Annotated in this window: 20 protein-coding genes; 10 read left to right on the top strand and 10 right to left on the bottom strand. The window is 46.7% G+C overall.

Annotated elements, in window-relative coordinates; genetic code table 11:
* Positions 1-14: 14 nt before the first annotated feature.
* Positions 15-767 carry a biotin--[acetyl-CoA-carboxylase] ligase gene (locus ACMA1I_RS06735; protein ID WP_337067532.1) on the bottom strand — a complete coding sequence of 251 codons (753 nt, stop codon included), beginning with the start codon at positions 765-767 and terminating at the stop codon, positions 15-17.
* 49 nt (positions 768-816) lie between these two features.
* On the opposite strand from ACMA1I_RS06735, the gene rsfS reads away from it, so the two are divergent.
* The 5 genes from rsfS (at position 817) to ACMA1I_RS06710 (ending at position 5,678) form a co-directional block, all read left to right on the top strand.
* Positions 817-1,191 (top strand): ribosome silencing factor, encoded by a 375-nt coding sequence (gene rsfS, locus ACMA1I_RS06730; RefSeq protein WP_337067531.1) that lies wholly within the window; start codon positions 817-819, stop codon positions 1,189-1,191.
* 70 nt (positions 1,192-1,261) lie between these two features.
* Positions 1,262-3,400 carry an ATP-dependent zinc metalloprotease FtsH gene (gene ftsH / locus ACMA1I_RS06725; protein ID WP_337067530.1) on the top strand — a complete coding sequence of 713 codons (2,139 nt, stop codon included), beginning with the start codon at positions 1,262-1,264 and terminating at the stop codon, positions 3,398-3,400.
* A gap of 14 nt (positions 3,401-3,414) precedes the next feature.
* Positions 3,415-4,068 carry a LutC/YkgG family protein gene (locus ACMA1I_RS06720; RefSeq protein WP_337067529.1) on the top strand — a complete coding sequence of 218 codons (654 nt, stop codon included), beginning with the start codon at positions 3,415-3,417 and terminating at the stop codon, positions 4,066-4,068.
* Entirely contained in the window at positions 4,052-4,831 is a 780-nt protein-coding gene (locus ACMA1I_RS06715) for a UDP-2,3-diacylglucosamine diphosphatase (protein WP_337067528.1), read from the top strand. The genes ACMA1I_RS06720 and ACMA1I_RS06715 overlap by 17 nt, the downstream gene beginning before the upstream one ends.
* A gap of 34 nt (positions 4,832-4,865) precedes the next feature.
* Positions 4,866-5,678, top strand: a complete 813-nt coding sequence (locus ACMA1I_RS06710; RefSeq protein ID WP_337067527.1) for a hypothetical protein — start codon at positions 4,866-4,868, stop codon at positions 5,676-5,678.
* A 288-nt stretch (positions 5,679-5,966) separates the two neighbouring features.
* On the opposite strand, the gene ACMA1I_RS06705 is transcribed toward ACMA1I_RS06710, so the two are convergent.
* On the bottom strand, positions 5,967-6,296 hold the full coding sequence (locus ACMA1I_RS06705) for a multidrug efflux SMR transporter (RefSeq protein ID WP_337067526.1): 330 nt from the start codon (positions 6,294-6,296) through the stop codon (positions 5,967-5,969).
* Positions 6,297-6,328: 32 nt separating this feature from the next.
* Between ACMA1I_RS06705 and ACMA1I_RS06700 the strand changes: the two genes are divergently transcribed.
* Together ACMA1I_RS06700 and ACMA1I_RS06695 are read left to right on the top strand one after the other, a co-directional pair.
* Positions 6,329-6,544 (top strand): hypothetical protein, encoded by a 216-nt coding sequence (locus tag ACMA1I_RS06700; protein WP_337067525.1) that lies wholly within the window; start codon positions 6,329-6,331, stop codon positions 6,542-6,544.
* 102 nt (positions 6,545-6,646) lie between these two features.
* Positions 6,647-7,807, top strand: coding sequence for a zinc-dependent alcohol dehydrogenase (locus ACMA1I_RS06695; RefSeq protein ID WP_337067524.1), 1,161 nt, complete (start codon positions 6,647-6,649; stop codon positions 7,805-7,807).
* 91 nt (positions 7,808-7,898) lie between these two features.
* On the opposite strand, the gene ACMA1I_RS06690 is transcribed toward ACMA1I_RS06695, so the two are convergent.
* A complete protein-coding gene (locus ACMA1I_RS06690; RefSeq protein WP_337067523.1) occupies positions 7,899-8,714 on the bottom strand; it encodes a dienelactone hydrolase family protein in 816 nt (271 codons plus the stop codon).
* 723 nt (positions 8,715-9,437) lie between these two features.
* Between ACMA1I_RS06690 and ACMA1I_RS06685 the strand changes: the two genes are divergently transcribed.
* The 3 genes from ACMA1I_RS06685 to ACMA1I_RS06675 all read left to right on the top strand — a co-directional run bounded on the left by ACMA1I_RS06685 (position 9,438) and on the right by ACMA1I_RS06675 (position 14,753).
* Positions 9,438-10,577, top strand: a complete 1,140-nt coding sequence (locus ACMA1I_RS06685) for a formylglycine-generating enzyme family protein (RefSeq protein ID WP_337067522.1) — start codon at positions 9,438-9,440, stop codon at positions 10,575-10,577.
* Between the two features lie 736 nt (positions 10,578-11,313).
* Positions 11,314-12,090 (top strand): endonuclease/exonuclease/phosphatase family protein, encoded by a 777-nt coding sequence (locus ACMA1I_RS06680; RefSeq protein WP_337067521.1) that lies wholly within the window; start codon positions 11,314-11,316, stop codon positions 12,088-12,090.
* Between the two features lie 545 nt (positions 12,091-12,635).
* Entirely contained in the window at positions 12,636-14,753 is a 2,118-nt protein-coding gene (locus ACMA1I_RS06675) for a DUF2961 domain-containing protein (RefSeq protein WP_337067520.1), read from the top strand.
* 179 nt (positions 14,754-14,932) lie between these two features.
* Here ACMA1I_RS06675 and ACMA1I_RS06670 read toward each other — a convergent pair whose 3' ends face one another.
* The 7 genes from ACMA1I_RS06670 to ACMA1I_RS06640 form a co-directional block, all read right to left on the bottom strand.
* The gene (locus ACMA1I_RS06670) at positions 14,933-15,802 is read right to left on the bottom strand and encodes a sugar phosphate isomerase/epimerase (RefSeq protein ID WP_337067519.1); all 870 of its coding nucleotides are present in this window, start codon (positions 15,800-15,802) and stop codon (positions 14,933-14,935) included.
* 148 nt (positions 15,803-15,950) lie between these two features.
* On the bottom strand, positions 15,951-16,808 hold the full coding sequence (locus ACMA1I_RS06665) for a hydroxypyruvate isomerase family protein (protein ID WP_414703876.1): 858 nt from the start codon (positions 16,806-16,808) through the stop codon (positions 15,951-15,953).
* A 183-nt stretch (positions 16,809-16,991) separates the two neighbouring features.
* A complete protein-coding gene (locus tag ACMA1I_RS06660) occupies positions 16,992-18,242 on the bottom strand; it encodes a nucleoside permease (RefSeq protein WP_337067518.1) in 1,251 nt (416 codons plus the stop codon).
* Between the two features lie 109 nt (positions 18,243-18,351).
* On the bottom strand, positions 18,352-19,086 hold the full coding sequence (locus ACMA1I_RS06655) for a DUF1080 domain-containing protein (protein WP_414703875.1): 735 nt from the start codon (positions 19,084-19,086) through the stop codon (positions 18,352-18,354).
* Positions 19,087-19,100: 14 nt separating this feature from the next.
* Positions 19,101-19,583 carry a c-type cytochrome gene (locus ACMA1I_RS06650; RefSeq protein WP_337067517.1) on the bottom strand — a complete coding sequence of 161 codons (483 nt, stop codon included), beginning with the start codon at positions 19,581-19,583 and terminating at the stop codon, positions 19,101-19,103.
* Positions 19,584-19,819: 236 nt separating this feature from the next.
* On the bottom strand, positions 19,820-20,383 hold the full coding sequence (locus ACMA1I_RS06645) for a gluconate 2-dehydrogenase subunit 3 family protein (protein WP_337067516.1): 564 nt from the start codon (positions 20,381-20,383) through the stop codon (positions 19,820-19,822).
* A 23-nt stretch (positions 20,384-20,406) separates the two neighbouring features.
* Positions 20,407-22,086, bottom strand: a complete 1,680-nt coding sequence (locus ACMA1I_RS06640; RefSeq protein WP_337067515.1) for a GMC family oxidoreductase — start codon at positions 22,084-22,086, stop codon at positions 20,407-20,409.
* Between the last annotated feature and the right edge of the window lie 436 nt (positions 22,087-22,522).

Raw genomic sequence — 22,522 nt, 5'->3', positions numbered from 1 at the left:
ATAAAAAATCTGCTTTATGTAATTACAAAACTAATTTCCTTGAACCCAAAGTAGCGCAGCTCGCGGTTAATTTCCACGGCAAGCCGTCCCTCTTCGGTTACACCCTGAATCTGCCCCTGCACCTGCTCTCCTGCTACCACAAAGGTGTGGGATTCCTGGTACCGGTACAGCCCCTGCAGGTAATCGAACTTCAGTTTAGCCAGGCGGTCCGCACGCAACTCCAGGTAGCGCTTCTCCAGCAGTTCCAGTAAGCGGCACGTTACCTGTTCCAACGGCACCTCCTGCTGCAGCACCGCTGCTAAAGAAGAGGCAAGCGGCGAAGAGAAATTAGTTTGATTCACATTTAAACCAATTCCGACAATGCTATGTTGTAAATTATGACTATGAATGGTGTTTTCTATTAAAATCCCCCCTATCTTACTGTCTTCAAAATAGAGGTCGTTGGGCCACTTTACCTGGGTTTTTTCGAGGCCTTGCTCCCGCACCAGGTCCAGCACCGCCAACGAAACAGCCATATTGAGGTAAAATTGCTGCCTGACAGACAGAAATGTAGGTGACAAAATAACCGAAAGCGTAATGTTTTTACCAGGGTCCGCCTCCCAACTGTTTCCTCGTTGCCCCCGGCCTTGAGTTTGCTGCGCAGTAAGTACGACACAACCCTCTGTGGCTTCATTTTTGATAAGAAGCTGATGGGCCTCTGTGTTGGTAGATGCACAAGTCGGCAGGAAATACTGCTGCTGACCTATAAACAGGGTATTGGGCACCATATAGTAAGCAAAATTTTATACTTTTGTATTTCAAATTTAAGTAGCACAAATGAAACAAACCAAGGTTGAGGTTAATTCAGACATATTGGCAGATATTGTCGTAAAAGGCATGCAGGAGAAGAAAGCAGCTGATATTGTCGTTATTAATCTTAAATCCCTCAAAAATGCTGTATCAGATTATTTTGTCATAGCATCCGCCAGTTCAGATACTCAATTAGATGCCATTGCAAGTTCTATTGAGGAAGTGGTTTTTAAAGCCACACACCAGAACCCATGGCAAACAGAAGGCCGCATGAACAAAGAATGGGTACTGCTGGATTATGTGGACGTAGTCGCTCACATTTTCTTAAAAGACAAACGGGAGTTTTATGCACTGGAAGAACTGTGGGGCGATGCCCGCATAGAACATATTCAGCCTGTTTAGTCTATTAATACAGCCAGACTAAAACTTTTTTAGCTGGCTGGTGTTTTTAAGTAACTGTAATTAAACTTTCATGGCAGAGAATAATAATAAAGGCAATAACAATAAAAAGAAAAAGCCGATCATTCCGAACACACCGCCCAGGCCAACTATGCAGTTGTGGATGCTGGCGGTGCTGATTCTACTTATTTTCGGTCTTACGTACCTCAACAAGAGCAGCGCCTCCAAGGAAACTACTCAAAGAGCTTTCGAAGAAATGCTGCTCAGCAACGATGTCAGAAAAGTAGACATCGTGAACAACAACCTGGTGGAGATCTACCTAAAGGAGGAGGCCCTCGGCAACGACAAGTATAAATCGGAGCTCGATGCCCGTGGCAACTTTAGCATGGGCCAGCAGGGACCACATTACCACTTTAATATTATTTCACCGGAAATATTTAAAGAGGACCTTGACAAGCTACAGGCAGATATACCGAAAGAACAGCAAATACCTTATAATGTCATATCCAGAACCGGCTTCATGGATTTCTTTGCCACCTGGGGATTCTTTATTCTGCTGCTATTTGGTTTCTGGTTCCTGATGCGCCGCGTTACAGCGGGTGGGGCCGGTGGTCAGATCTTTAACATTGGCAAATCCAAAGCTGCTCTTTTCGATGCAGAGAACAAGGTGAAAATCACGTTTAAGGATGTGGCTGGCCTGGAAGAAGCAAAAGAAGAAATCCAGGAAATTGTAGAATTCCTGAAAAACCCTTCTAAGTTCACTATTCTGGGTGGTAAAATACCTAAAGGTGCGCTATTGGTTGGCCCTCCGGGAACAGGTAAAACATTACTTGCCAAGGCAGTAGCCGGCGAGGCTGATGTTCCATTCTTCTCCCTGTCTGGTTCTGACTTTGTGGAAATGTTCGTAGGTGTAGGTGCCGCACGTGTACGCGATTTGTTCAAGCAGGCAAAAGCCAAAGCTCCATGTATTATCTTTATAGATGAGATCGACGCTATTGGCCGCCATCGTAGCCGTGGTGCTACACCAGGTGGCAACGACGAACGCGAAAACACCCTGAACTCCTTGTTAGTAGAGATGGATGGTTTCGCTACAGACTCAGGTGTTATTATTCTGGCCGCCACTAACCGTCCTGACACCCTCGATTCTGCCTTGCTTCGTCCGGGCCGTTTCGACCGCCAGATCAGCATAGACAAGCCAGATATTAACGGTCGTACTGAAATATTTGATGTACACTTAAAGCCAATTACGCTTTCTGCCGATGTAGATGCCAGGAACCTGGCCGCTCAGACACCTGGTTTTGCCGGTGCCGAAATAGCTAACGTATGTAACGAGGCTGCCCTTATTGCTGCCCGCCGCAACAAAAAGGCTGTAGATCAGCAGGACTTTAACGATGCCATAGACCGTGTAATCGGTGGTCTGGAGAAAAAGAACAAGATTATCTCTCCCGGTGAGAAGAAGATTGTGGCTTACCATGAGGCTGGTCACGCTGTAGCAGGCTGGTTCCTGGAGCACGCCGATCCGTTGGTGAAAGTAAGCATTGTTCCTCGTGGTGTTGCCGCCTTAGGTTACGCACAGTACCTGCCAAAAGAGCAGTTCCTGTACACAACCGAACAGCTTATCGACGAAATGTGTATGGCTCTCGGTGGCCGTGCAGCAGAGGAACTGGTATTCGGCAAGATTTCTACAGGTGCTCTAAGTGACCTGGAGCGCATTACCAAAATGGCTTACAGTATTGTAACCATGTATGGTATGAACGCTAAGATTGGTAATGTTTCGTTCTACGACTCAAAGCAGAACTCAGAGTACTCGTTTAACAAGCCTTATTCCGAAGCAACTGCCGAAACCATAGACAACGAAGTTCGTGCTATTATCGATGCAGCTTACCAGCGCACCAAAAAGCTTTTAACAGACAAAGGTCCTGAGCTGGAGATAATTGCACAGGAGTTGCTGCAGAAAGAAATTCTGTTCCAAAGCGATCTGGAAAGATTAGTAGGTAAACGCCCTTTCGAGGAGCTTACAACGTACCAGGCACACACTGCTGGCACAGACCGAAGCAAAACGAAGAGCGAAGTAGAGCAAGCGCATCCGCAGGAGCGTGGTCTTACCGAACATCCGGAGCAGCAGGAAGGCCAGGTGCCTGGCACACCCTTAACAGGAAATGGCTCCTCTGCCGACCAGAGCACTACTTCTGCCAACACCCGCATAGCATAATCTAAAAAAATTGCATGTACGAAGCAAAATCTAAAGAAATAGTATTAAGAAGAGTAAGAGAGGCGCTGGCTAAATCAGCGCCTTTTCTGCCTCCTACGCCTGATTTTAGCTCTCCCCTGCACTCTGCTCCTTCCGAAGAACTGTCGGTGGAGTTCGCCCAGTTATTTATCGCCAACAGCGGTCTTTTCCTCTACTGCGAATCAGAAGAAGACTTTTTCGACCAGCTTTATGTGTTTAAGCGTGAGCAAAATATCCAAAATTTGTTTGTATGGGAGCCCAACCTGCAGCATATTCTGTACCACGCTGGTATTGAGATAAACGAGGGAGAAGAAAACTTTGTGGCAGATCCGGAAAGCGCTGGCCTAACAACCTGCGAAGCCCTGATTGCACGCACCGGAAGCATATTGGTAAGCTCAGCTAACGCCGGAGGACGCCGATTAGGCATCTATCCTGCTACACATTTAGTGGTAGCTCGTGCAAGCCAACTTGTACCAGACATAAAAGACGGGCTACAGGTCCTGAAAGAGCGTCATAAAGAAAACTTTCCTTCTATGGTGTCGTTGGTGAGTGGACCAAGCCGCACCGCCGATATAGAAAAAACATTGGTGCTGGGAGCACATGGCCCTAAGCTACTCGTCCTTTTCCTGATTGATGACCTTGCACAGTAAAATACTGGAACCCGGTAAAAAAATATATTTCGCTTCTGATTTTCATTTGGGAGCACCCTCTGCCGAAAAAAGCAGCGCACGTGAGAAAAAGATTGTGCGATGGCTGGATCAGGTAAAGCAGGATGCACAATGCATTTACCTGGTAGGCGACATCTTTGACTTCTGGTTCGAATACCGACATGCTATTCCCAAAGGCTTTATAAGGCTACAGGGCAAACTAGCTGAACTTACAGATGCAGGCATTCCAATTTACCTCTTCACCGGCAACCACGATATGTGGATGTTCGATTATTTCCCGCAGGAGCTAAACATTCCGATTATCCGGGAACCCATTTCTACAAAACTCGGTGGTAAAACATTTTACATCGGCCACGGCGATGGCTTAGGCCCCGGCGACCACACCTATAAACTGCTCAAGCGCGTTTTTAACAACAAAGCCTGCCAATGGCTGTTTGCACGTGTGCACCCGAACCTGGGCATCGGAGTTGCCAATATGTGGTCGCAGCGAAGCCGCATCAATAATACAAAAAAAGATGAGGCCTTTTTAGGTGACGATGAATGGCTTGTGCACTACTGCAAAGAGGTTGAGGCAAAGCAGCATCACGATTTTTATGTATTTGGGCACCGCCACCTCCCCCTCGACTTACCTATAGGCGAAAACAGCCGTTACATAAATCTTGGAGAATGGGTCAATTTTTGCTCTTACGCGGTATATGATGGAGAAACGCTTTTGCTTAGACACTTCGAAGCTTCTGAGGCATAAACAACTTTGGGCACTGTTATGGTGCCTGAATTACATGTTACTAACGCTGCCTGGCCGGGCGCAAACGCTGCCGGAGGTTGAACAAGTGCTGAAGCCGCAATTGCAGTTAAGCCATCGTTTGGCTATTGGCTCCCCAACTGTTGTCTCCATCGACCGAAACAACAGCATCTACATCCTCGACAAAAACAGGAACCTGACCAAGCTCGATTCACTAGGTAATAAGCAAATTGTCTTTTCACCTCCTTTTAATGGCAGACCCACCAGTGTAGAAGCCTGGAACCCCATGAAGGTGCTCCTGTTTTATGAAGACCGGCAGGTAATTATGCTACTAGACCGCTTCATGCGGCCTATTTCCCAAACCTCATTAGTCGATTTTGGCTACACCGGCATCGTTAAGGCAGTTACTCTCTCTTCCGACGATAGCTTTTGGATTTATAATGAGTCTGACTTTACGCTGAGTAAACTGGATCAAAGGTTCCGGAAAGCAAATATCGAAACTTCTTTAGGGCTTATCCTGGACAGAGAACGCTTAGATGTGCGCCTCCTGCGCGAGTACCAGAACATGCTTTATATGTTGGATGCGAATGGGGGGATTTTCATCTTTGATAACCTGGGCAACTATAAATCGAAACTGCCCTTCACCGGACTCTCCTCTTTCGGCTTCAAAGAAAACGAGCTCTATTACCTAAAGGATGGCCATCTCCACTTTTACGACCTTTACAAACAGCAATCGCGCAGCATTCCTCTTCCGGCTGGCAAAAAATTCCGTTCTGCACTGGCAGGCAATCGCCAGATTTACCTATTCACAGATAAAGAAGTAGAAATCTACACTTTGCTGCCATCTTAAATATTACTAATCAAATTGTGCAGCAGGAAATTAGTGTATGCTTTCTTTCGCAATTTGTTCTTTTGGCTTTTTTAGCGAAGAGCAAAAGTATTGGCTAGAAGTGGTGTGATTTAAGTAGGATATGTAGGTAGTTGGTTATGCTATAAGTAACAGTCAACTTAAATTATTCTAATGAATTTGGTCTTCCGGAGGCGAAAAGGGCCTTGTACATTCCAGGCTCATCATCCATTAACAGGCTTCCCCGAGTTTTCAATATCTAATATTAAATTTAGACTCAAACTCCCGAAGCTACTGCTGCTCCGAAAAAATTTTAAGTCCTACGACACCGGCCACAATCATGAGCAGGCACAGAATGCGCATTAAGTCTTTTGGCTCATTCAGGAAAAACATACCGAGTACGGCAGTTCCGGCAGCACCAATACCCGTCCAGATGGCATAGGCAGTACCCAAAGGTAGCGTTTTCATCGCCTGGGCAAGCAGTATAAAGCTTAAAATCATAACCAGTACAGTTACCACACTTACCAAAGGTTTAGTAAACCCTTCGCTGTACTTTAAACCAAAGGCCCAACCTATCTCACAGATACCAGCCAAAATAAGATAAAACCACGCTACGTTCATCGGTTTTTGTATTAGTTGAAGTGCAGCAGCTTATGCAAGAAGCTGCTCTATATGTTGCCAAATCTACGAATTTTGGCCGGGCTTTTTTACAGGAATCTTTATCTGCTCCTATTCCTGTTGAGCTTCCATCAAATTTTTTAAATAAAAATGGCCTTCCTGAGGATTTTGCAGCTATAAAAGGCCAAGGCTTTACCTTTCCATACAGCAAATCATTCAAAACCAGGTCCTATATAGTTAAAATTAACTAGTCCTATAATCAAATCTCTCAACTCCCGAATTTCCAAATCAACAACTACATTATTCTGCTTCCCGTTTACACATAATATCATTATTCAAACAAAATACAAACTATGAAAGCAGTTGTTTTTCACAAACCCAAAGACATACGGGTAGAAACAGTAGAAGACCCGCGCATTGAGGAATCGCGTGATGCGATCTTACGGGTAACATCCACCGCCATCTGTGGCTCCGACCTTCATATTTATAACGGAATGATTCCGCAGCCTACCAGCATGGTAATTGGCCACGAGTTCATGGGAATTGTAGAAGAAGTCGGACCTGGCGTAAAAAACCTGAAAAGAGGCGACAAAGTAGTGGTGCCGTTCCCCATATCGTGTGGTACCTGCCATTTCTGCAATATGCAGTTGCCAACACATTGCGAAAACTCCAACCATAACACCTATGGCCCCGAAGGAGAAATTCTGCAAGCCAAAGGAGCCGGTGCCGCCCTGTTTGGCTACACCGATTTGTATGGCGGCTATAGTGGCGGACAGGCTGAACTCGTGCGCGTACCTTTTGCCGACTACGGCCCACGTCTGGTACCCGAAGGCTTTACTGATGAACAAGTGCTTTTTCTGACAGATATTTTCCCTACTGGTTGGGCAGCCATAGACTGGGCTGAGCTAAAAGGTGGCGAGACAGTGGTAGTATGGGGTTGTGGCCCTGTGGGTGTGATGGCCATGAAATCGGCCTGGCTGCAAGGAGCAGGCCGCGTAATCGGAGTAGACATACAGCCCTACCGCCTGAACATTGCCCGCAACAGTGCCAACGCCGAAGTAATAAATGCAGCGGAGGTAGATGCGGTAGAAGTAATCCGACAGATGACAGGTGGCTACGGAGCTGATGTTTGCGTAGATGCCGTGGGCATGGAGGCCGATCGAAGTGTGCTTGATAAAGCGTTGAATGTGATCCAGATGGAAAAAGGCTCGATGGATGCATTGGAAAGCTGCCTAAGCGCAGTTCGACGAGGTGGTACGGTAACTGTAGTAGGTGTATACGGTTCGCCTTACAAGTTCCCCCTCTACAAGTGGTTCGACAAAGGCATTAAAATGATGGGCGGCCAAGCCTGGGTGCACCGCTACATCGATAACCTGATATCGCTGGTGCAGGATGGGAAAGTGGTGCTCGACGATATTATTACCCACAACGTGCCGCTAAGCGAAGCCTCCCGCATGTACGACATCTTTAACAAAAAGCAAGACAATTGCATGAAGGTAGTGCTGAAGCCATAAAGCTAGCTGTATGGTTAAAACCACCTAAAAAAGCGCCTGCTGCACAGCTGGCGCTTTTTTAGGTGGTGAGGGATGGCTATATGCAGAGAAATCAGAAAATACCCAAGAAACTTTTTTTCTTGTGCGAGAACAACCACGGCAGCAGATCCGGCTCTTTAAAGGCGTAGTCCCAGCTGTTGTGGTTTACACCAGGGTAAATCGTAAGCTTTACGTCGCCACCGGCAGCACGAATGGCATTTACCATTATCTGCGATTTTTCTACCGGCACTACGCCATCTACCTCGCCATGAAAAACCCAGAGCGGTAATTTTTTAGCATATTTCTTTGCTCCGGCTGGGTGCCCGCCACCACAAATAGGGAAAGCAGCGGCAAACATTTTGGGTTTGCGGCGCAGCAGCTCAAACGTTCCCATGCCACCCATAGACAAACCACCCAGGTACATCTGTTTCTTATCAATTTTACCAGATTCCTTTAATTCGCTTACCAGCCCCAGAAGCGCCTGCATGGCTTTAGTGGGTTCCTCCTTCTCTTCTCTAAAGTTAAAAGTGCGCTTGCCGGTTTCGTCGGTTATAATGTTTACGTTAGACCAATAAGACTCTTTGGGGCACTGCGGAAACACGACAATGGCCGGAAACTGCCGCCGGTATTCCGAGTCGAGAAACATTTTACCACCATGCACCAACTGCGACTCGTTATTATTGCCTCGCTCACCGGCTCCATGCAGCACCAGTATTAGCGGGTATTTTTTACCCGGATTGTAGTTTTCTGGATATAGAATGCGGTAAGGCAGCGTGTCTGTGGCTGTCTGGTATTGTTTCCGTTCGAATTGGTTAAGATCCTGCGCCTGCACAGTTGTTAGGGTAAATAAAAAAATAAAACCGAATAGCGTACTGAGTTTAAAAACCATTGCTGTTTGAGTTAAGCTATAGTAATATGCAAACTTACAATTATTTGAGTGAAGATAGCCTTCATAAAGATTGTAGATAATTGAATTTAGATGTCCGACTTTAAAACCAAACCAGCAGGCAGGTTGAAGGATGCTTTAGTTGTTAAGCTAAATTTGTAATTTATTCAATCAAATTATCACCAGAGACCGAGCTAACAATTTTGCCGAACAGGCGATTCTGTAAATATATTAAACTAAACGTCTCTTAGCGATCATCAAAACCAAAAATGAACGTTTGTGTGCAAATGTAGTAGTATCTAACTAGCCTGATGTGGTGTTGTAGAGGAGCTTTTGTTGTAATCCGGCTGTAATATCCAGAATATTGAAAAGTGAAGAAAATAAGTAAAGCGAAAGAACGTGACAGGAGTACCTCTTAAGGAGGCATTGCCGCAGACTCCTACTGTTTTTCGGCCGCGAATCAACCTTGTATCAGTATATTTACAAACACGGACTCGTAGAAACCACCGGGCTGTACCTCATAATAAACGATCTGGAAGAAAGGAGTAGCCTGATCGGCAGTATGAGTACACTGCCCGGGAGCTGAAGGCAGATATATGAAATTGGCCTTAAACTACCGTTGGCCTCCAGATTCCACTGATGAACGCATTGCACAAGCGCCGTTTAAGACAATTACTAAGTAACGCCTGTGTTAAAAAGGCGATGTGTCCACAGCTATAACAACTTATGCTTCGATTTAAAGTTACTCATGTCAGATATGCTCTCATGTTACTGCTCTTTTCGGGCTGTAGCTCCGGCGAGAGCAACGTAGCAGAAACAAGCCAGCCTGTTGCTGTACAAGACACCACTAACCATGCCGCCTGCAGCAGCAATTTACCTGTGCGCTTTGCTACTTCCTCAGACACCACAGTGCAACAAGGTAAAACGATATCGCATGAAGGGATGGTGTGGGTAGAGGGCGGTACTTTTGGCATGGGCGCCACCGACTCGGAGGGCCGCCCGGATGAGTACCCGCAGCACCAGGTAAAAGTAAACGGCTTCTGGATAGATGCCACTGAGGTAACCAATGCCCAATTCGCTGAATTCATAGCGGCTACAGGTTATATAACTACCGCCGAGCGTGCCCCAGACTGGGAAGAGCTAAAGCAACAGCTCCCTCCTGGTACTCCTAAACCACACGACAGCGTGCTGGTGGCGGCTTCGCTGGTGTTTACGCCTCCGATGCATCAGGTAGCACTTCATAACGCCGGTCAGTGGTGGAGCTGGCAAAAAGGTGCTAACTGGCGGCAACCACAAGGCCCCGGCAGCAGCATAAAAGGCAAAGAGAATTACCCGGTGGTGCAAGTCTCGTGGTACGATGCCATGGCTTATGCGCAATGGGCTGGCAAACGCCTGCCAACCGAAGCAGAATGGGAGTTTGCAGCACGTGGCGCCATAGCAGATCAGCTGTACCCCTGGGGCAACGAAGACATCGAAAAAGGAAAACCTAAGGCTAACACCTGGCAGGGAACGTTTCCGGTAAAAAACACTATATGGGACCGTTACGAAGGCCTGGCACCCGTTAAAAGCTTTGCGCCCAACAAACTCGGTCTTTACGACATGGCTGGCAACGTGTGGGAATGGTGCTCCGACTGGTACGATGCCACTTATTATAAAACAGTAGCAACAGGCGTATCAGAAAACCCTAAAGGCCCCGCCCGCAGCTACGATCCGCAGGAACCAGACGCACCCAAGCGGGTAGTGCGCGGTGGCTCTTTTATGTGCCACAGCAGCTACTGCAAAGGCTACCGCGTTACATCACGCATGAAATCATCGGCAGACACCAGCCTCGAAAATACAGGTTTCCGGTGTGTGGTCTCTAACTAAAGCCTTGGCAAGTTAAGGTCTAAATTCCTTCAGAAGGCCAATTTTATTAGAATAATTTCTGGTTGGTAATTACTGATTGTTAAACAGTTATATAGTTTAATTGTTAAAAGGTTGTTTTGGTTAAACTTCAGATATCAGACAGATGACTAAAGGAATGAGTTCTTTAACCCTTGATCAATTTGTCTTAAAAAAGCCTTCGGAAGGCTAAAATCATTAGGACAATTTCACTAAAGGCTAATTAATAATGTATTGCGGCAGCTAGCAACGAAGCGAACACCCGTGCCAGGTACACCTATTGAGGCTCCAGTGTCTGAGCGTTCAGCGAGTTTTGGAGCATCTTGATCTTTTTGGTTCTTTTTGTATCAAGACAAAAAGAACCAAAAAGCAGGCAATGAAACAAATAGCCTCAACTAACACCTTAGCAGAAGCTATGCGAACTTAAACTACAAAGTTGGTAGCCATCAACCTCGCAAGACCATGTTACTAATTCATTATGAATTAGGCAGAAAATTGGTTTAAAAATACAGAGATGCTAATATGCCTAAAGCACAACCTTTTACTCATTGCTACAACCGAAAAGCTAAATTCCATTCTAAAGTCAGGCAACAGCAAACAAGTCTAACCACTTAAAAAACACCTTCAAATTTTAAAAACTCCCGTAATGCTACTCAGAAACCTCCTGTTCGCAATTGTTTTACTCTTTTGCGCATCACCCAAGCAGCTTCAGGCTCAAACCATGAAAATAGGCACCTACAACATCCGCTACGACGAAGTGCGCGACACTGCTAATGCCTGGAACAAGCGACTGCCCTTTCTTACCGGACTCATACGTTTCAACGACTTCGATATTTTTGGAACACAGGAAGGATTGCACCACCAGCTTCAGGATATGAAGGGCCAGCTTCCTGGCTATACTTACATAGGTGCCGGTCGAGACGATGGCAAGCAAGGAGGCGAACACTCCGCAATTTTTTATAAAACTGATAAATACAAGCTGCTGAAAAGCGGCGATTTTTGGTTATCGGAAACGCCTACAAAACCTGGTAAAGGATGGGATGCCGATTTACCGCGTGTGTGCTCCTGGGGCCAGTTCCGCGATAATGCCACTGGCTTCACCTTTTACCTGTTCAATGTGCATTTCGACCATCGCGGGATCAAAGCTAGGGAGGAGAGCGCGAAACTTATGCTGAGCAAAATAAAAGAAATTGCCGGAAAAGCTCCTGCTATTTGTACTGGCGATTTCAACTTCGATCAGAACAGTCCGCTCTATACTATTCTGGCCACATCCGATCTGCTCAAAGATGCCTACCAACAGGCACAACTAAAATATGCGCCAAGCGGCACCTTCAACGGCTTCAATGCCAATAACCTGACAAATAACCGCATTGATCATATTTTTCTTACCTCTGGCTTTACTGCAACACGCTACGGCATCCTGACGGATACCTACGGCAAAGGCCGGTTCCCATCAGACCATTTTCCGGTGATGGTGGAGGTTGCTTTAAAAAAATAAAAGGCAGGTGCAGCAGGACTAGAACTATACTGATTTGCCTCCCTGACCTCATACCTGGTGCGAGCTCGCAGCCCGCACCAGGTATCTTTCGAGGATAAAGGAAGCACAACCTGGTTAGTTCATTCCAAATATTTCAGTGGGATAAAACAACGAGCTACAAGTTCGTACCAGCGAACAATATGCCGAAAGTATGTTCTGAACTTTTACCTACAGGATCAGCTTTTTAAAAGAAGACCAGGGGCCTAATTACAATAAATACTATCCTCAAAAATAACGTTCCTTAGTTAGCACAGTGGGCGATTACAAGTTAAATAATTTCATCCAGAATGAGTTCATTTAGTCAGGAAACCAACTGTTTAGTGACTGCGACACAACTTTCAAACTTAGAGCTTGATTTATTCAATTTCAACAAAAAGATAAAAGTTCTGTGTCTTGTTTCTCCAAGTTCTGCAAGTTCAAATTCCGGAAAGGGAAACTGCACTTTATATATACAACCTTTTAGCCTGACAGAGGAGGCGACTTTACAACTTTAACTATTTAAGAAAATGGGAAGAGCAGTTAACATTTTATGGCTAGCGTTATTATTGATGGGTTGCGTCGATAGCTCCAGGCAAGCTTCGGAGCAAATTAACAACGAGCAGGCTGGCAGCTTAAAACAGAATAAAGAGATATTATACACAGAGCTGGTAAACCGGCTTACTGATCTTAAAGCCTTGTCTGAATTGCCTGAAGAAGGGGAAGGCAGTGCCATGTGGGCGAGTTACGACCGCAAAAGCAAGGTAGACGCTGCTACCGGTGCCTTTATTGAATGGGGTGCCAATAACGATGGCCTCAGCCCTCAGTTCATCAGGATGGAAGGTGAAAATATGGTGCTGGCCGAAATGGAAGGTCCGGGCGCTATTGTGCGTATCTGGTCGGCAAGTCCTGGTAAGGGGAAAATAAAAATCTACATCGACGGGAATGAAACACCCGTGGTAGACCTGCCTTTCATAGATTTGTTTAATACGGCCTCTATACCTGCCTTTAACTACCCAGAATTAGTCTACGAAACGGCAGCCCGTGGTTTCAATAATTACGTGCCCATATCTTACCAGCGTTCATGTAAGGTAGTGGCAGAGCCTGATTGGGGACAATATTATCAGTTCAATTACATTACGTTTCCTGAAGGCACCACTGTAGGTTCTTTTGAAGCCAATCCTTCGCCTGAAAATGCGGCAGCCCTGGCCACGGTGAACAATTTCTTTAAAAGCAGTTTCGGAGAGCTTTCGTACGCAGTGGCTGGCACAGAAGAACAGAAACTTACTGGAGAAATAGCGCCTAGCAGTTCTAAAACCATTACCCTTGAAGGCAGCAAGGCTATTTATGCACTTAAGGCACAGGTAAAAGGAGCAGACGATAAAAGAACAGCCGAAGCCCTGCGAAAGCTGATTTTGAGCATCCGCTGGGATGACGAGAAAGCACCAGCCGTGTGGTCGCCCCTGGGAGATTTTTTTGGTACTGCCCCGGGATACAATCTTTACAAAACCCTGCCCATGGGTATGACGGAAGATGCCATGTACAGCTACTGGTACATGCCTTTCGGAAAGTCGGCTACTGTTACCCTGGAAAATAACTTTGATCAGCCCCTCCAGGTGAACCTAACTCTCAGTCTGGAAGATTTGCAGGGAAGTGCAGACCAGTATGGCCGGTTCCATGCCAAATGGCATCGCAATATTTTGCCTCCTGAAGACCCCGCCCGCTGGCCTGACTGGACCATGGTTGAAACCGAAGGCAGAGGCCGCTTCCTGGGCATGTCGCTGCTGGTCTGGAATCCGAAAGGTGGCTCCTGCAAGCAGTATGGCGGCGAAGGCCACCATTGGTGGGGAGAAGGTGACGAGAAGTTTTTTGTGGATGGCGAAACGTTCCCTTCTACCTTCGGAACAGGAACAGAAGATTATTTTGGCTATGCCTGGTGCATACCAGAGTACTTTGCAAAGGCATTCCATAGCCAGAATTACACAGAAGAGAACATGGGCTACCAATCCATGAACCGCTGGCAGGTAATAGACAATGTTCCTTTTCAGAAATCATTTGATGGCTACCTGGAAAAATACTTCCCTGACAACTGGCCTACGCAATATGCAACGGTTGCTTACTGGTACCTGAATGAAGGAGGCCTTGACCCTATCGGCCCCACTCCTGTTGATGAGTTGTATGGATGGGAAACACCTTTTGAAGTCTATCGGGAACCTGGCGTTGCAGAAGGTGAAAGCATGCAGATTGCCAGTAATACAGGCGGATGGGCAACTAACGACGCCTTTGCCGATGAAAATTTGTATGACCAGGTCAGCGGGCATAAGATACTCCTCTGGCACGGAGAACCCAATGCGGAAAATGAGCTTAACACCACCTTTAAGGTTGCTAAAGCAGGAAGATATAGGGTAAAAGCCAATCTGGTAAAAGTACCGGATGGAGGAAAATTCAGGCTAGCACTCAACAACCAGCCGGTTAAGAAAGAGCTTAACTTTAAAAGCGATGTTACACCAGGTAAAGCAGAAGTTGTAGATCTAGGGGTTTTCGATATAAATGCAGGAGAGCAGGTACTAAAAGTGAAATGGATTGAAACAAAAGGTCCTGAACGTAGATTCCTGCTTGACTATTTAAAGCTCGAGCCCGTCAAGTAGCCAGAGGTTCCAAACAATTTGTAAAAACAACCCCAAAATAAGAGAGTTGTTTCTATCTTCATAAGTGGCTGCTTCAAGAAAAACTTGATAGTGTCCGGCAAAAAAAGGCCTGTCGTCTCCGTTTCAGGTATAGAAATGGAAGACGACAGGCCTTTTTTAATTGGTAAATTCTAAACCAGCTAGAGCAGGTTTTTCTTTACATAGGCGTAGCTCTGGTTAATGCTCTTAAACGGATCGATGGAGAAATTTTCCTGCTCCACAAAGATGTGCTGCACTCCTGATTGGCTGGCCTGATCGAAAATTTTTCTGAAGTTAACGCTGCCGCTGCCTACTTCGGTGTTGAGCTTCGGATTGGCTTTGTCCATGTCTTTTACATGCCACATCACAAAACGGCCAGGGTTTGCATTGAACATAGTTACCGGATCTAGCTTTGCCCGCACCACCCAGTACAGGTCCAGTTCAAACTTCACCAGTTCTTTGTCTGTTTCATTTAGCAAGATGTCGTAGCCGGTAGTGTTGTCGAATTTTTGAAACTCAAAATCGTGGTTGTGGTAAGCCAGCCCTAAACCAGCTGCTTTACAGGCCTCAGCTGCAGTGTTTAATCGTTCTGCTATACGCTGATAGTCAGAAGCACTTTGGCGTAATTTATCGCCTAAGTAAGGCACCACCACATACTTCATGTCGATTGCCTTGGCAGCCTCTATGTAGGTCTTTAGATCCTCGTCTTTACCCGCCCCAATATAGTCGTCGAAGCCGAAGTGGCCGCTTGGGGCGGTAAGTTTGTTGGCGCTTAGCAGCTGTTTGAAAGCTTTTGGTTCGAGGCCCCAAAACTTATTCTGAAGCGAATAGCCGTAGGTTTCTACTTCGTTGTACCCGGCTTTAGCCACCTTCCCGATCACACCTTTAACATCTTTACTTATCTGCTCGCGCAGTGTGTAGAGCTGAATGCCTACTTTCTGGGTTGGTTTTGCCAGCAAAGCCGAAGGAGCTACTAAAGCCCCTGCAGTAAGCAGCGCAGCATGCTGCAAAAAAGTTCGTCGGGTTGTCATGTATGGTTTTTGCTTTAGTTCAATTTTATCTAATCGGAATTGAAACAGATTAATATCTTATGAGCTGATAGTATGAAACAAGTTTATATCTTCATCCAATAGCATGCTCATTTCATGGCGCGAGCGTCCTCGCTCGTGCCATAGTAAGTTACACATCACAAATCTGCACCGCTTTCTTGAGCGAGGCCAGCTTATCGGGTTGCACCGGTATAAACTCTTGCGCCACGTAGCCTTTAAAGCCGGTTTCGTGTATGGCTTTCATAATAGCCGGGTAATAAAGCTCCTGTGACTCGTCTATTTCGTGGCGGCCCGGCACACCAGCTGTATGGTAATGGGCAATATATTGGTGATTGTCGCGGATGGTCCGGATTACGTCGCCTTCGTCTATCTGCATGTGGTAGATGTCGTAGAGCAGTTTAAAGTTTTCGGAGCCCAGCCGCTTTGCCAGCTCCACTCCCCAGGCTGTTTTATCGCACTGGTAATCTTTGTGGTCTACCCTGCTGTTGAGCAGCTCCATTACCAGCACTACCTTATGCTTTTCAGCCAGCGGAAGCACCTTCTTTAGGCCAGCTACACAGTTTTTTAGGCCGGTTTCATCGTCCATGCCGCGGCGGTTGCCACTAAAGCAGATCAGGTTTTTATAGCCAGCCTTTCCTACCTGCGGAATCATATCGGAATAGTTTTTAATAAGGGTGGCGTGGTTCTTTGGCTCATTCCAGCCATCGACCAGGTTTATTTCGGCTCCGTTGCACATCGTAGATTCCAATCCATACTTCTTCAGCACCGGCCAGTCTTTGGGCCCTACCAAGTCTATGCCTTTTATGCCCATGGCTTTTGCCGCCATACACAGTTCCTCTACCGACATATCGTTAAAGCACCACTGGCACACCGCATGGTTTATGTTGCCTTTTACACGATAAGGCTTTTCTGCAGCTTGCGCCACAGCTGTAAGCGGCGACAGCCCAGCCGCCGTAATAGCAGCCGCCCCGGCTAACATTCCTTTCATGGACAATCTGCGTTTAGGATCAAAAGACATATTATAAGTTTAAACTTTTGGGGTTTCGGTTTTAGTAAAGATGCCACCAATCAGATGTTAGCTATCGGATTATTAAAATGAAAAAAGCCTTCCGAAGCATTTTTTGTTGTTTAGTGCCATAGTGCTCTACAGGCCTTGGTACAGGCAGCGACCTTAGCTCCTCACTTTGTAGGCTTCTGGTGCATGCGGTGTTTCTGTTTCCTGTGTGTCGGCTGGTCTGTCTTTAAAGAGCAGCAAGAAGAACAGTAACACAACTCCCGCAATTCCGGCCGGAATCAGCCAGATGTTTTGCCAGGCATGGCCGCCTTCTGGTAAGGCATAGTTATCTACTATCATGCCAGAAAGTAAAGACCCCATGAGCATACCTACGCCGTAGGTGGCCAAGGTAATCATACCCTGTGCAGCACTTTTAAAGCGTTCGCCTGCCAGTTTATCGGTGTAAATCTGGCCAGTAACAAAGAAGAAGTCGTAGCAGATGCCATGCAGCACAATACCGCCGATCAGCATCCAGTAGTTAGCGTCGGCGTTGCCGTAGGCGAACAGAACGTAGCGCAGTACCCAGGCAAACATACCAATGGCCAGCATTTTTTTAACGCCTAGCCTGATGAAGAAGAACGGCATAAGCAGCATAAACAGCAACTCCGACATCTGCCCCATCGACTGCTTACCAGCTGCCGACTCCATGCCCAGTTCATTCAGGAATGGGTTGGTAAAGTTGTAGTAAAATGCCAGCGGAATACAAATTGCCACAGAAGCCAGGAAAAACGTGAGGTAAGACCGGTTCTTCAACAGTCCGATTGCCTCCAGCCCCATTATGTCGCCAAGCGAAGTAGAACCGCCTGCTTTTACAGGAGGTGTGTTGGGCAAAGTAAAGCTGAAAACTCCAAGTATAGCCGAGGCAATAGCTGCCATCCGGAAAGTCATGGCCAGGTTGCCGTTTTGCTCCCAGTTTAGCCAGCCAATGGTTAAGCCAGCCACAATCCAACCCAGTGTACCCAGCACCCTAATAGGCGGAAATTCTTTGGAAGGGTCCTGCATTTGCCTGAAAGACACAGAATTTACCAGCGCCAGGGTAGGCATGTACAGAATCATGTAAACTAATATAGTAGGATAAAAGCTATCGAAATCCTGTGCTGTGGAAGCATACCAGAGCAAGGCGGCTCCGGCCAGATGTAAAATGGCAAGAATACGTTGCGCCGGAAAAAACCGGTCGGCAATCAGCCCGATAATAAAGGGGGCTACAATAGCCCCGATAGACTGTGTCAGAAAAGCAACCCCTACTTGTGTGGCAGAAGTTTCGAGATTCGATAAAAGGTAAGTTCCCAAGGTAACAAACCAGGCGCCCCAGATAAAAAACTCCAGGAACATCATCGTCGATAATTTAAAGCGTATGGCAGCAGTCATGTTAGGCGTTTCTTTTCAAACCATCGGGTAGCAGCACCAGAGGCTTTTGCGTTTCTTAAAATAAATAAATGTTAATGCTCCAATCAAAGCAGCCGTAGCAACTTCTGGCCTACAGCCTTCTAATCTGGATGTTTCGGAACCAGACGCTGTCGCCGTGGTCTTGTAAGGCTATTTTACCTGATTTAAAAGTGCCCCAATTAGGCATATCGGCAAATTTGCTACCTGCCACTAATTGTTTCCAGGAGTCGTCCCAGAGGGTGGTACTCAGCACTTTTTCACCGTTCTGCTGAAACTCCAGCTGGCCCTTGTTGCTAATAATTTCTACCTGGTTCCACTCTCCGGCAGGTCTTACATTCTCGGGGCTACTAGCTATTAGGTCATATAAATTGCCGGCACGGTGCTTATCTATTTTCGCATCCGGGTGGCCTTCGTTGTCGAGTACCTGCATTTCGAGGCCGGTGCTCCAGGTATACTGGTAAGTAGCCGGATCGTCCTGCACATAAAAAATAATGCCGCTGTTTCCGTTCTTAGCTATTTTCCACTCCAGTTTCAGATGGAAGTTATCAAACTCCTCCTCCGTAACAAGGTCGCCTCCATCTGAGGTTTGCCAGTCTTGTTTGTTGGCAGCATCTAAATAGAGGGTGCCATCTTCTACCTTCCAGGCCTCTCCTACAGTTTCCTTGCCGTAGGTGTGCCAGCCGTTGGTTGTCTTGCCGTCAAACAGCAACTTCCATTCTCCGGCTTCGGCAGTGTCGTTTGTGTGGTCCATCTCGTCTTCCGGTTGTGCCTGCTGGCAACTAACAACTACAGCCAGCAGCATCATTTTCAGGGTAGTTTTTATCATCTAAGGTCGGGCTTCTATCTAAGCGATAATATGTAACGGGCCATTTCTTTGGCATCATCATCTTTTAAATCAGGATGTGGCGACATAGGTATTTCGCCCCAAACGCCTTTGCCACCTGTTTTTATTTTGCCCGCCAGGTAATCTACATTCTTATCGTTAAACTCATACTTTTTTGCCACCGCATCATAAGCAGGGCCTACCAGTTTCTCTTTCTCTTTGTGGCAAGCCAGGCAATCTGACTGAGCAATAAGTTTGGCTCCATTCTCGAAGTTTTCAGCAGGTGCTGGCGCTGCTCCTCCGGCACTTCGGTCTATTCCAATGTTCATCCGGTTAGTATCTACCTCCGATTGCCTTGCCGCAGCATTCACGGCTGCTCCTGCTGCAGAATCCTGCTGGCCATTACGGCTATAGTACTGGTCATATTCTGAGTTATTATTATTGCCACCGCAGGCCAGCAAAAAGGCAAGGGAGCTTAAAAGGAGTAAGTTCTTTTTCATGTTTTTTAGATAATAGATGCTGGATGGTAGATTTTAGACCAGGTACAGTAGCAACCTTTGCTGCACAGAAATGAGCCTGCAGACATCAACCATTTAATATCGAAATTATTTAAATGATGTTGGCTTTCCACAGGCTCCTGTTGCTCGCAGGAGCTACGCACGCTGCGAGATCTATGTCAAAAATCTTTGTTCTGCATCTCTAATTTTGAAGTTCTAATTTTGAATGAGGCGAAGCCTTAGGTCGCCCAGGCTCTGTCGCCTTTTTTGTAAGGAATGCAGGCATCATAACGACCGGGAATTGCTTCGTAACGCAGGGCTTTGGTAGCTCCTATTTCCGAGGTGAAATACCCGAACAGCGTCAGTTCCTTCATCATTCGGAAATAATGATTCGGCGCCTCCGGCGCTTTTTCGCGCATGTACTTTTTCTGTTCCTCATCCAGAGCTGTTAACAGTTTAGTCCGGTCTTGTGCACTTAGCTCCATAAACTTGCTGCCAAACTCTTTTTTGCTAGCCTTATCAAGCTCAGAAATACCGTTCATAAACACTTTCTGGTCTTCTTCGGGGTAGCAGTCCTGCACCATAACGGCCATCAGGTGGCCTACGCCCGCTTCTTTGGCACCGGGGGTGCTGGTAGCAGGCAGAATAGTGTCGGCTACCTCGTCTAGGAAAGCCACCTGGTCCTCGTTAAACAGCTCGTTTACTTTGGCAGAGCTGGAAGTGCAGGACATCAGTAACTCACCGCCTATCATAGCACCGCCCATCAGCAGGCCAACCGCTTTTAATGCTTCTCTTCTATCCATTTATATTATTTCTAAAGAGATGTCTAAAGATTTAATTTCTTCATTTCGCTCACGGCATGGTCTACGGCTCTGGCAGTTAGCGCCATATACGTAAGCGAAGGGTTTTGGCAACCTGCCGACGTCATGCAGGCACCATCTGTAACGTACACATTGGGGGCATCCCATACCTGGTTGTACTGGTTCAGTACAGAGGTTTTGGGGTCGCGGCCCATGCGGGCTGTTCCCATTTCGTGTATACCCATGCCCATGGCATAACCGCTGTCGTTGGTTTTAACATCTTTAACGCCAGCTATTTCAAGCATCTCCTTGGCATCTTCCATCATGTCTTTGCGCATTCGCTTCTCGTTATCTCTAATGTCGCAGTCGATGGCAAGCACTGGCAGGCCCCATTTATCTTTCTTGTTCTGGTCGAGGCTTATTTTGTTGTCGTGGTAAGGCAGAATTTCTCCAAAGCCTGTAACGCCCATGGTCCACTGGCCTGGTTCACAGAGCGCATCCTTTAAATCACCACCAATACCCAATTCGGCAATTTCGCGGCTCCAGCCTTCGCGGCCGGCACTGCCCTGGTAGCCAAACCCCCTGATGTAGTCGCGTTTGTCGTCGCCGATGTTCCGGAACCTCGGAATATACACTCCGTTCGGACGGCGGCCATATACGTACTTGTCTTCATAGCCTTCTACTCTGCCCGAGGCTCCAGCCCTGAAATGGTGATCCATGAGGTTATGGCCTAGCTCACCACTGCTGCTGCCCAGCCCGCCTTCCCACACATCGGTAGCGGAGTTCATCAGCACCCAGGTAGAGTTAAGGGTAGAGGCATTCAGGAATATTACTTTGGCAAAGTACTCGTATGTCTGGTTTGTTTCAGCATCGAGCACCTCCACACCAGTCGCTTTCTTGGTGTCTTTATCGTAAAGTATTTTGGTTACGATAGAGAAAGGACGTAAGGTTAAATTACCTGTAGCCATGGCAGCCGGTAGTGTAGCCGATTGTGTGCTGAAGTATCCGCCGAACTGGCAACCCAGCCAGCACTTATTGCGGTACTGGCAGTTGGTGCGGTTGTGGTGCGGTTGCGTAATGTTGGCAACACGCCCTATAATCATGTGCCGGTTTCCTTTGTAGTGTTCTTTTATGCGGGCTGCTATATCTTTCTCTACACAGTTCAGCTCCATGGCTGGCATAAACTCGCCATCTGGAAGGTGCGGAATATTTTCTACAGACCCGCTGATGCCAGCAAATTTCTCTACGTAACTATACCAGGGCGCAATGTCCTTGTACCGGATAGGCCAGTCTACTGCAATGCCGTCTTTGGCATTGGCTTCAAAGTCAATGTCGGCTAACCTGTAGCTCTGTCGCCCCCACATGAGCGAACGGCCGCCTACGTGGTAGCCGCGGTACCAGTCGAAACGCTTGGTTTCGGTATAAGGGCTTTCTTTCTCATTTACCCAATAATCGAGGTTCAGTTCATTCAGCGCGTAGTCTCGCTTCAGAACGGGGTAATCCTGTACCATTTGCTCGGTACGACGACCTCGATGCTCAAACTCCCAGGGGTGCTTGTTAGCATTTACATAATCTTTAACGTGCTCGATGTTTCGGCCACGTTCCAGCATAATAGTTTTCAGGCCTTTTTCGGTGAGCTCCTTAGCTGCCCAACCGCCTGATATACCAGAACCGATGACTATCGCATCATATCTATTTTCGGCCATAAGGGTGGTGTTATATTTTTGCAGGTTAATAATAGTGATTTTCAAGCCATCAAACAAACATTTGTAAGTTATGACTAAAATTTGTTAAAAATGTATGGGTTTAGCTATTTCATTGTGAATTAAAAGCTGCTTACACTAAAGCTAGGTCAAACCGAGGACAAAGTAAATCAGGACCACGAGGTATGGCTGCCGCTGGTTTAGCCCCAGCCATACCTCGTGGTCTTTCATAACAGCAAACTTTCAGCTTGCGGAAGCACAACGATTAATAACGAAAAGCTACTTCATTTTAGTCCTCAATTAACTCCATTTCTGAGTCTGATTTCTAATTTAACTGAGTGACTTATTCAAGTTGGAAACTCACCTCATGTTATACCACAAGCTATGGCTGCCCCTTAGCTCGCGACAATTTGAGCAGTGCATAAAGATCAAGTTCTTC

The organism is Pontibacter sp. 13R65 (assembly GCF_047525655.1).
Lineage (GTDB): Bacteria > Bacteroidota > Bacteroidia > Cytophagales > Hymenobacteraceae > Pontibacter.
Note: the sequence above shows the minus strand (reverse complement) of the source record. Positions and strands in the feature narration are given on the sequence as shown.

Coding starts and splice junctions, on each gene's coding strand:
- ACMA1I_RS06710 (WP_337067527.1), top strand. CDS start 4,866: ATGTTACTAACGCTGCCTGGCCGGGCGCAAACGCTGCCGGAGGTTGAA.
- ACMA1I_RS06685 (WP_337067522.1), top strand. CDS start 9,438: ATGCTTCGATTTAAAGTTACTCATGTCAGATATGCTCTCATGTTACTG.
- ACMA1I_RS06695 (WP_337067524.1), top strand. CDS start 6,647: ATGAAAGCAGTTGTTTTTCACAAACCCAAAGACATACGGGTAGAAACA.
- ACMA1I_RS06735 (WP_337067532.1), bottom strand. CDS start 767: ATGGTGCCCAATACCCTGTTTATAGGTCAGCAGCAGTATTTCCTGCCG.
- ACMA1I_RS06650 (WP_337067517.1), bottom strand. CDS start 19,583: ATGAAAAAGAACTTACTCCTTTTAAGCTCCCTTGCCTTTTTGCTGGCC.
- ACMA1I_RS06715 (WP_337067528.1), top strand. CDS start 4,052: ATGACCTTGCACAGTAAAATACTGGAACCCGGTAAAAAAATATATTTC.
- ACMA1I_RS06720 (WP_337067529.1), top strand. CDS start 3,415: ATGTACGAAGCAAAATCTAAAGAAATAGTATTAAGAAGAGTAAGAGAG.
- ACMA1I_RS06705 (WP_337067526.1), bottom strand. CDS start 6,296: ATGAACGTAGCGTGGTTTTATCTTATTTTGGCTGGTATCTGTGAGATA.
- ACMA1I_RS06680 (WP_337067521.1), top strand. CDS start 11,314: ATGAAAATAGGCACCTACAACATCCGCTACGACGAAGTGCGCGACACT.
- rsfS (WP_337067531.1), top strand. CDS start 817: ATGAAACAAACCAAGGTTGAGGTTAATTCAGACATATTGGCAGATATT.
- ACMA1I_RS06675 (WP_337067520.1), top strand. CDS start 12,636: ATGGGAAGAGCAGTTAACATTTTATGGCTAGCGTTATTATTGATGGGT.
- ACMA1I_RS06670 (WP_337067519.1), bottom strand. CDS start 15,802: ATGACAACCCGACGAACTTTTTTGCAGCATGCTGCGCTGCTTACTGCA.
- ACMA1I_RS06655 (WP_414703875.1), bottom strand. CDS start 19,086: ATGATAAAAACTACCCTGAAAATGATGCTGCTGGCTGTAGTTGTTAGT.
- ACMA1I_RS06640 (WP_337067515.1), bottom strand. CDS start 22,086: ATGGCCGAAAATAGATATGATGCGATAGTCATCGGTTCTGGTATATCA.
- ACMA1I_RS06700 (WP_337067525.1), top strand. CDS start 6,329: ATGCAAGAAGCTGCTCTATATGTTGCCAAATCTACGAATTTTGGCCGG.
- ACMA1I_RS06645 (WP_337067516.1), bottom strand. CDS start 20,383: ATGGATAGAAGAGAAGCATTAAAAGCGGTTGGCCTGCTGATGGGCGGT.
- ACMA1I_RS06660 (WP_337067518.1), bottom strand. CDS start 18,242: ATGACTGCTGCCATACGCTTTAAATTATCGACGATGATGTTCCTGGAG.
- ACMA1I_RS06690 (WP_337067523.1), bottom strand. CDS start 8,714: ATGGTTTTTAAACTCAGTACGCTATTCGGTTTTATTTTTTTATTTACC.
- ftsH (WP_337067530.1), top strand. CDS start 1,262: ATGGCAGAGAATAATAATAAAGGCAATAACAATAAAAAGAAAAAGCCG.
- ACMA1I_RS06665 (WP_414703876.1), bottom strand. CDS start 16,808: ATGAAAGGAATGTTAGCCGGGGCGGCTGCTATTACGGCGGCTGGGCTG.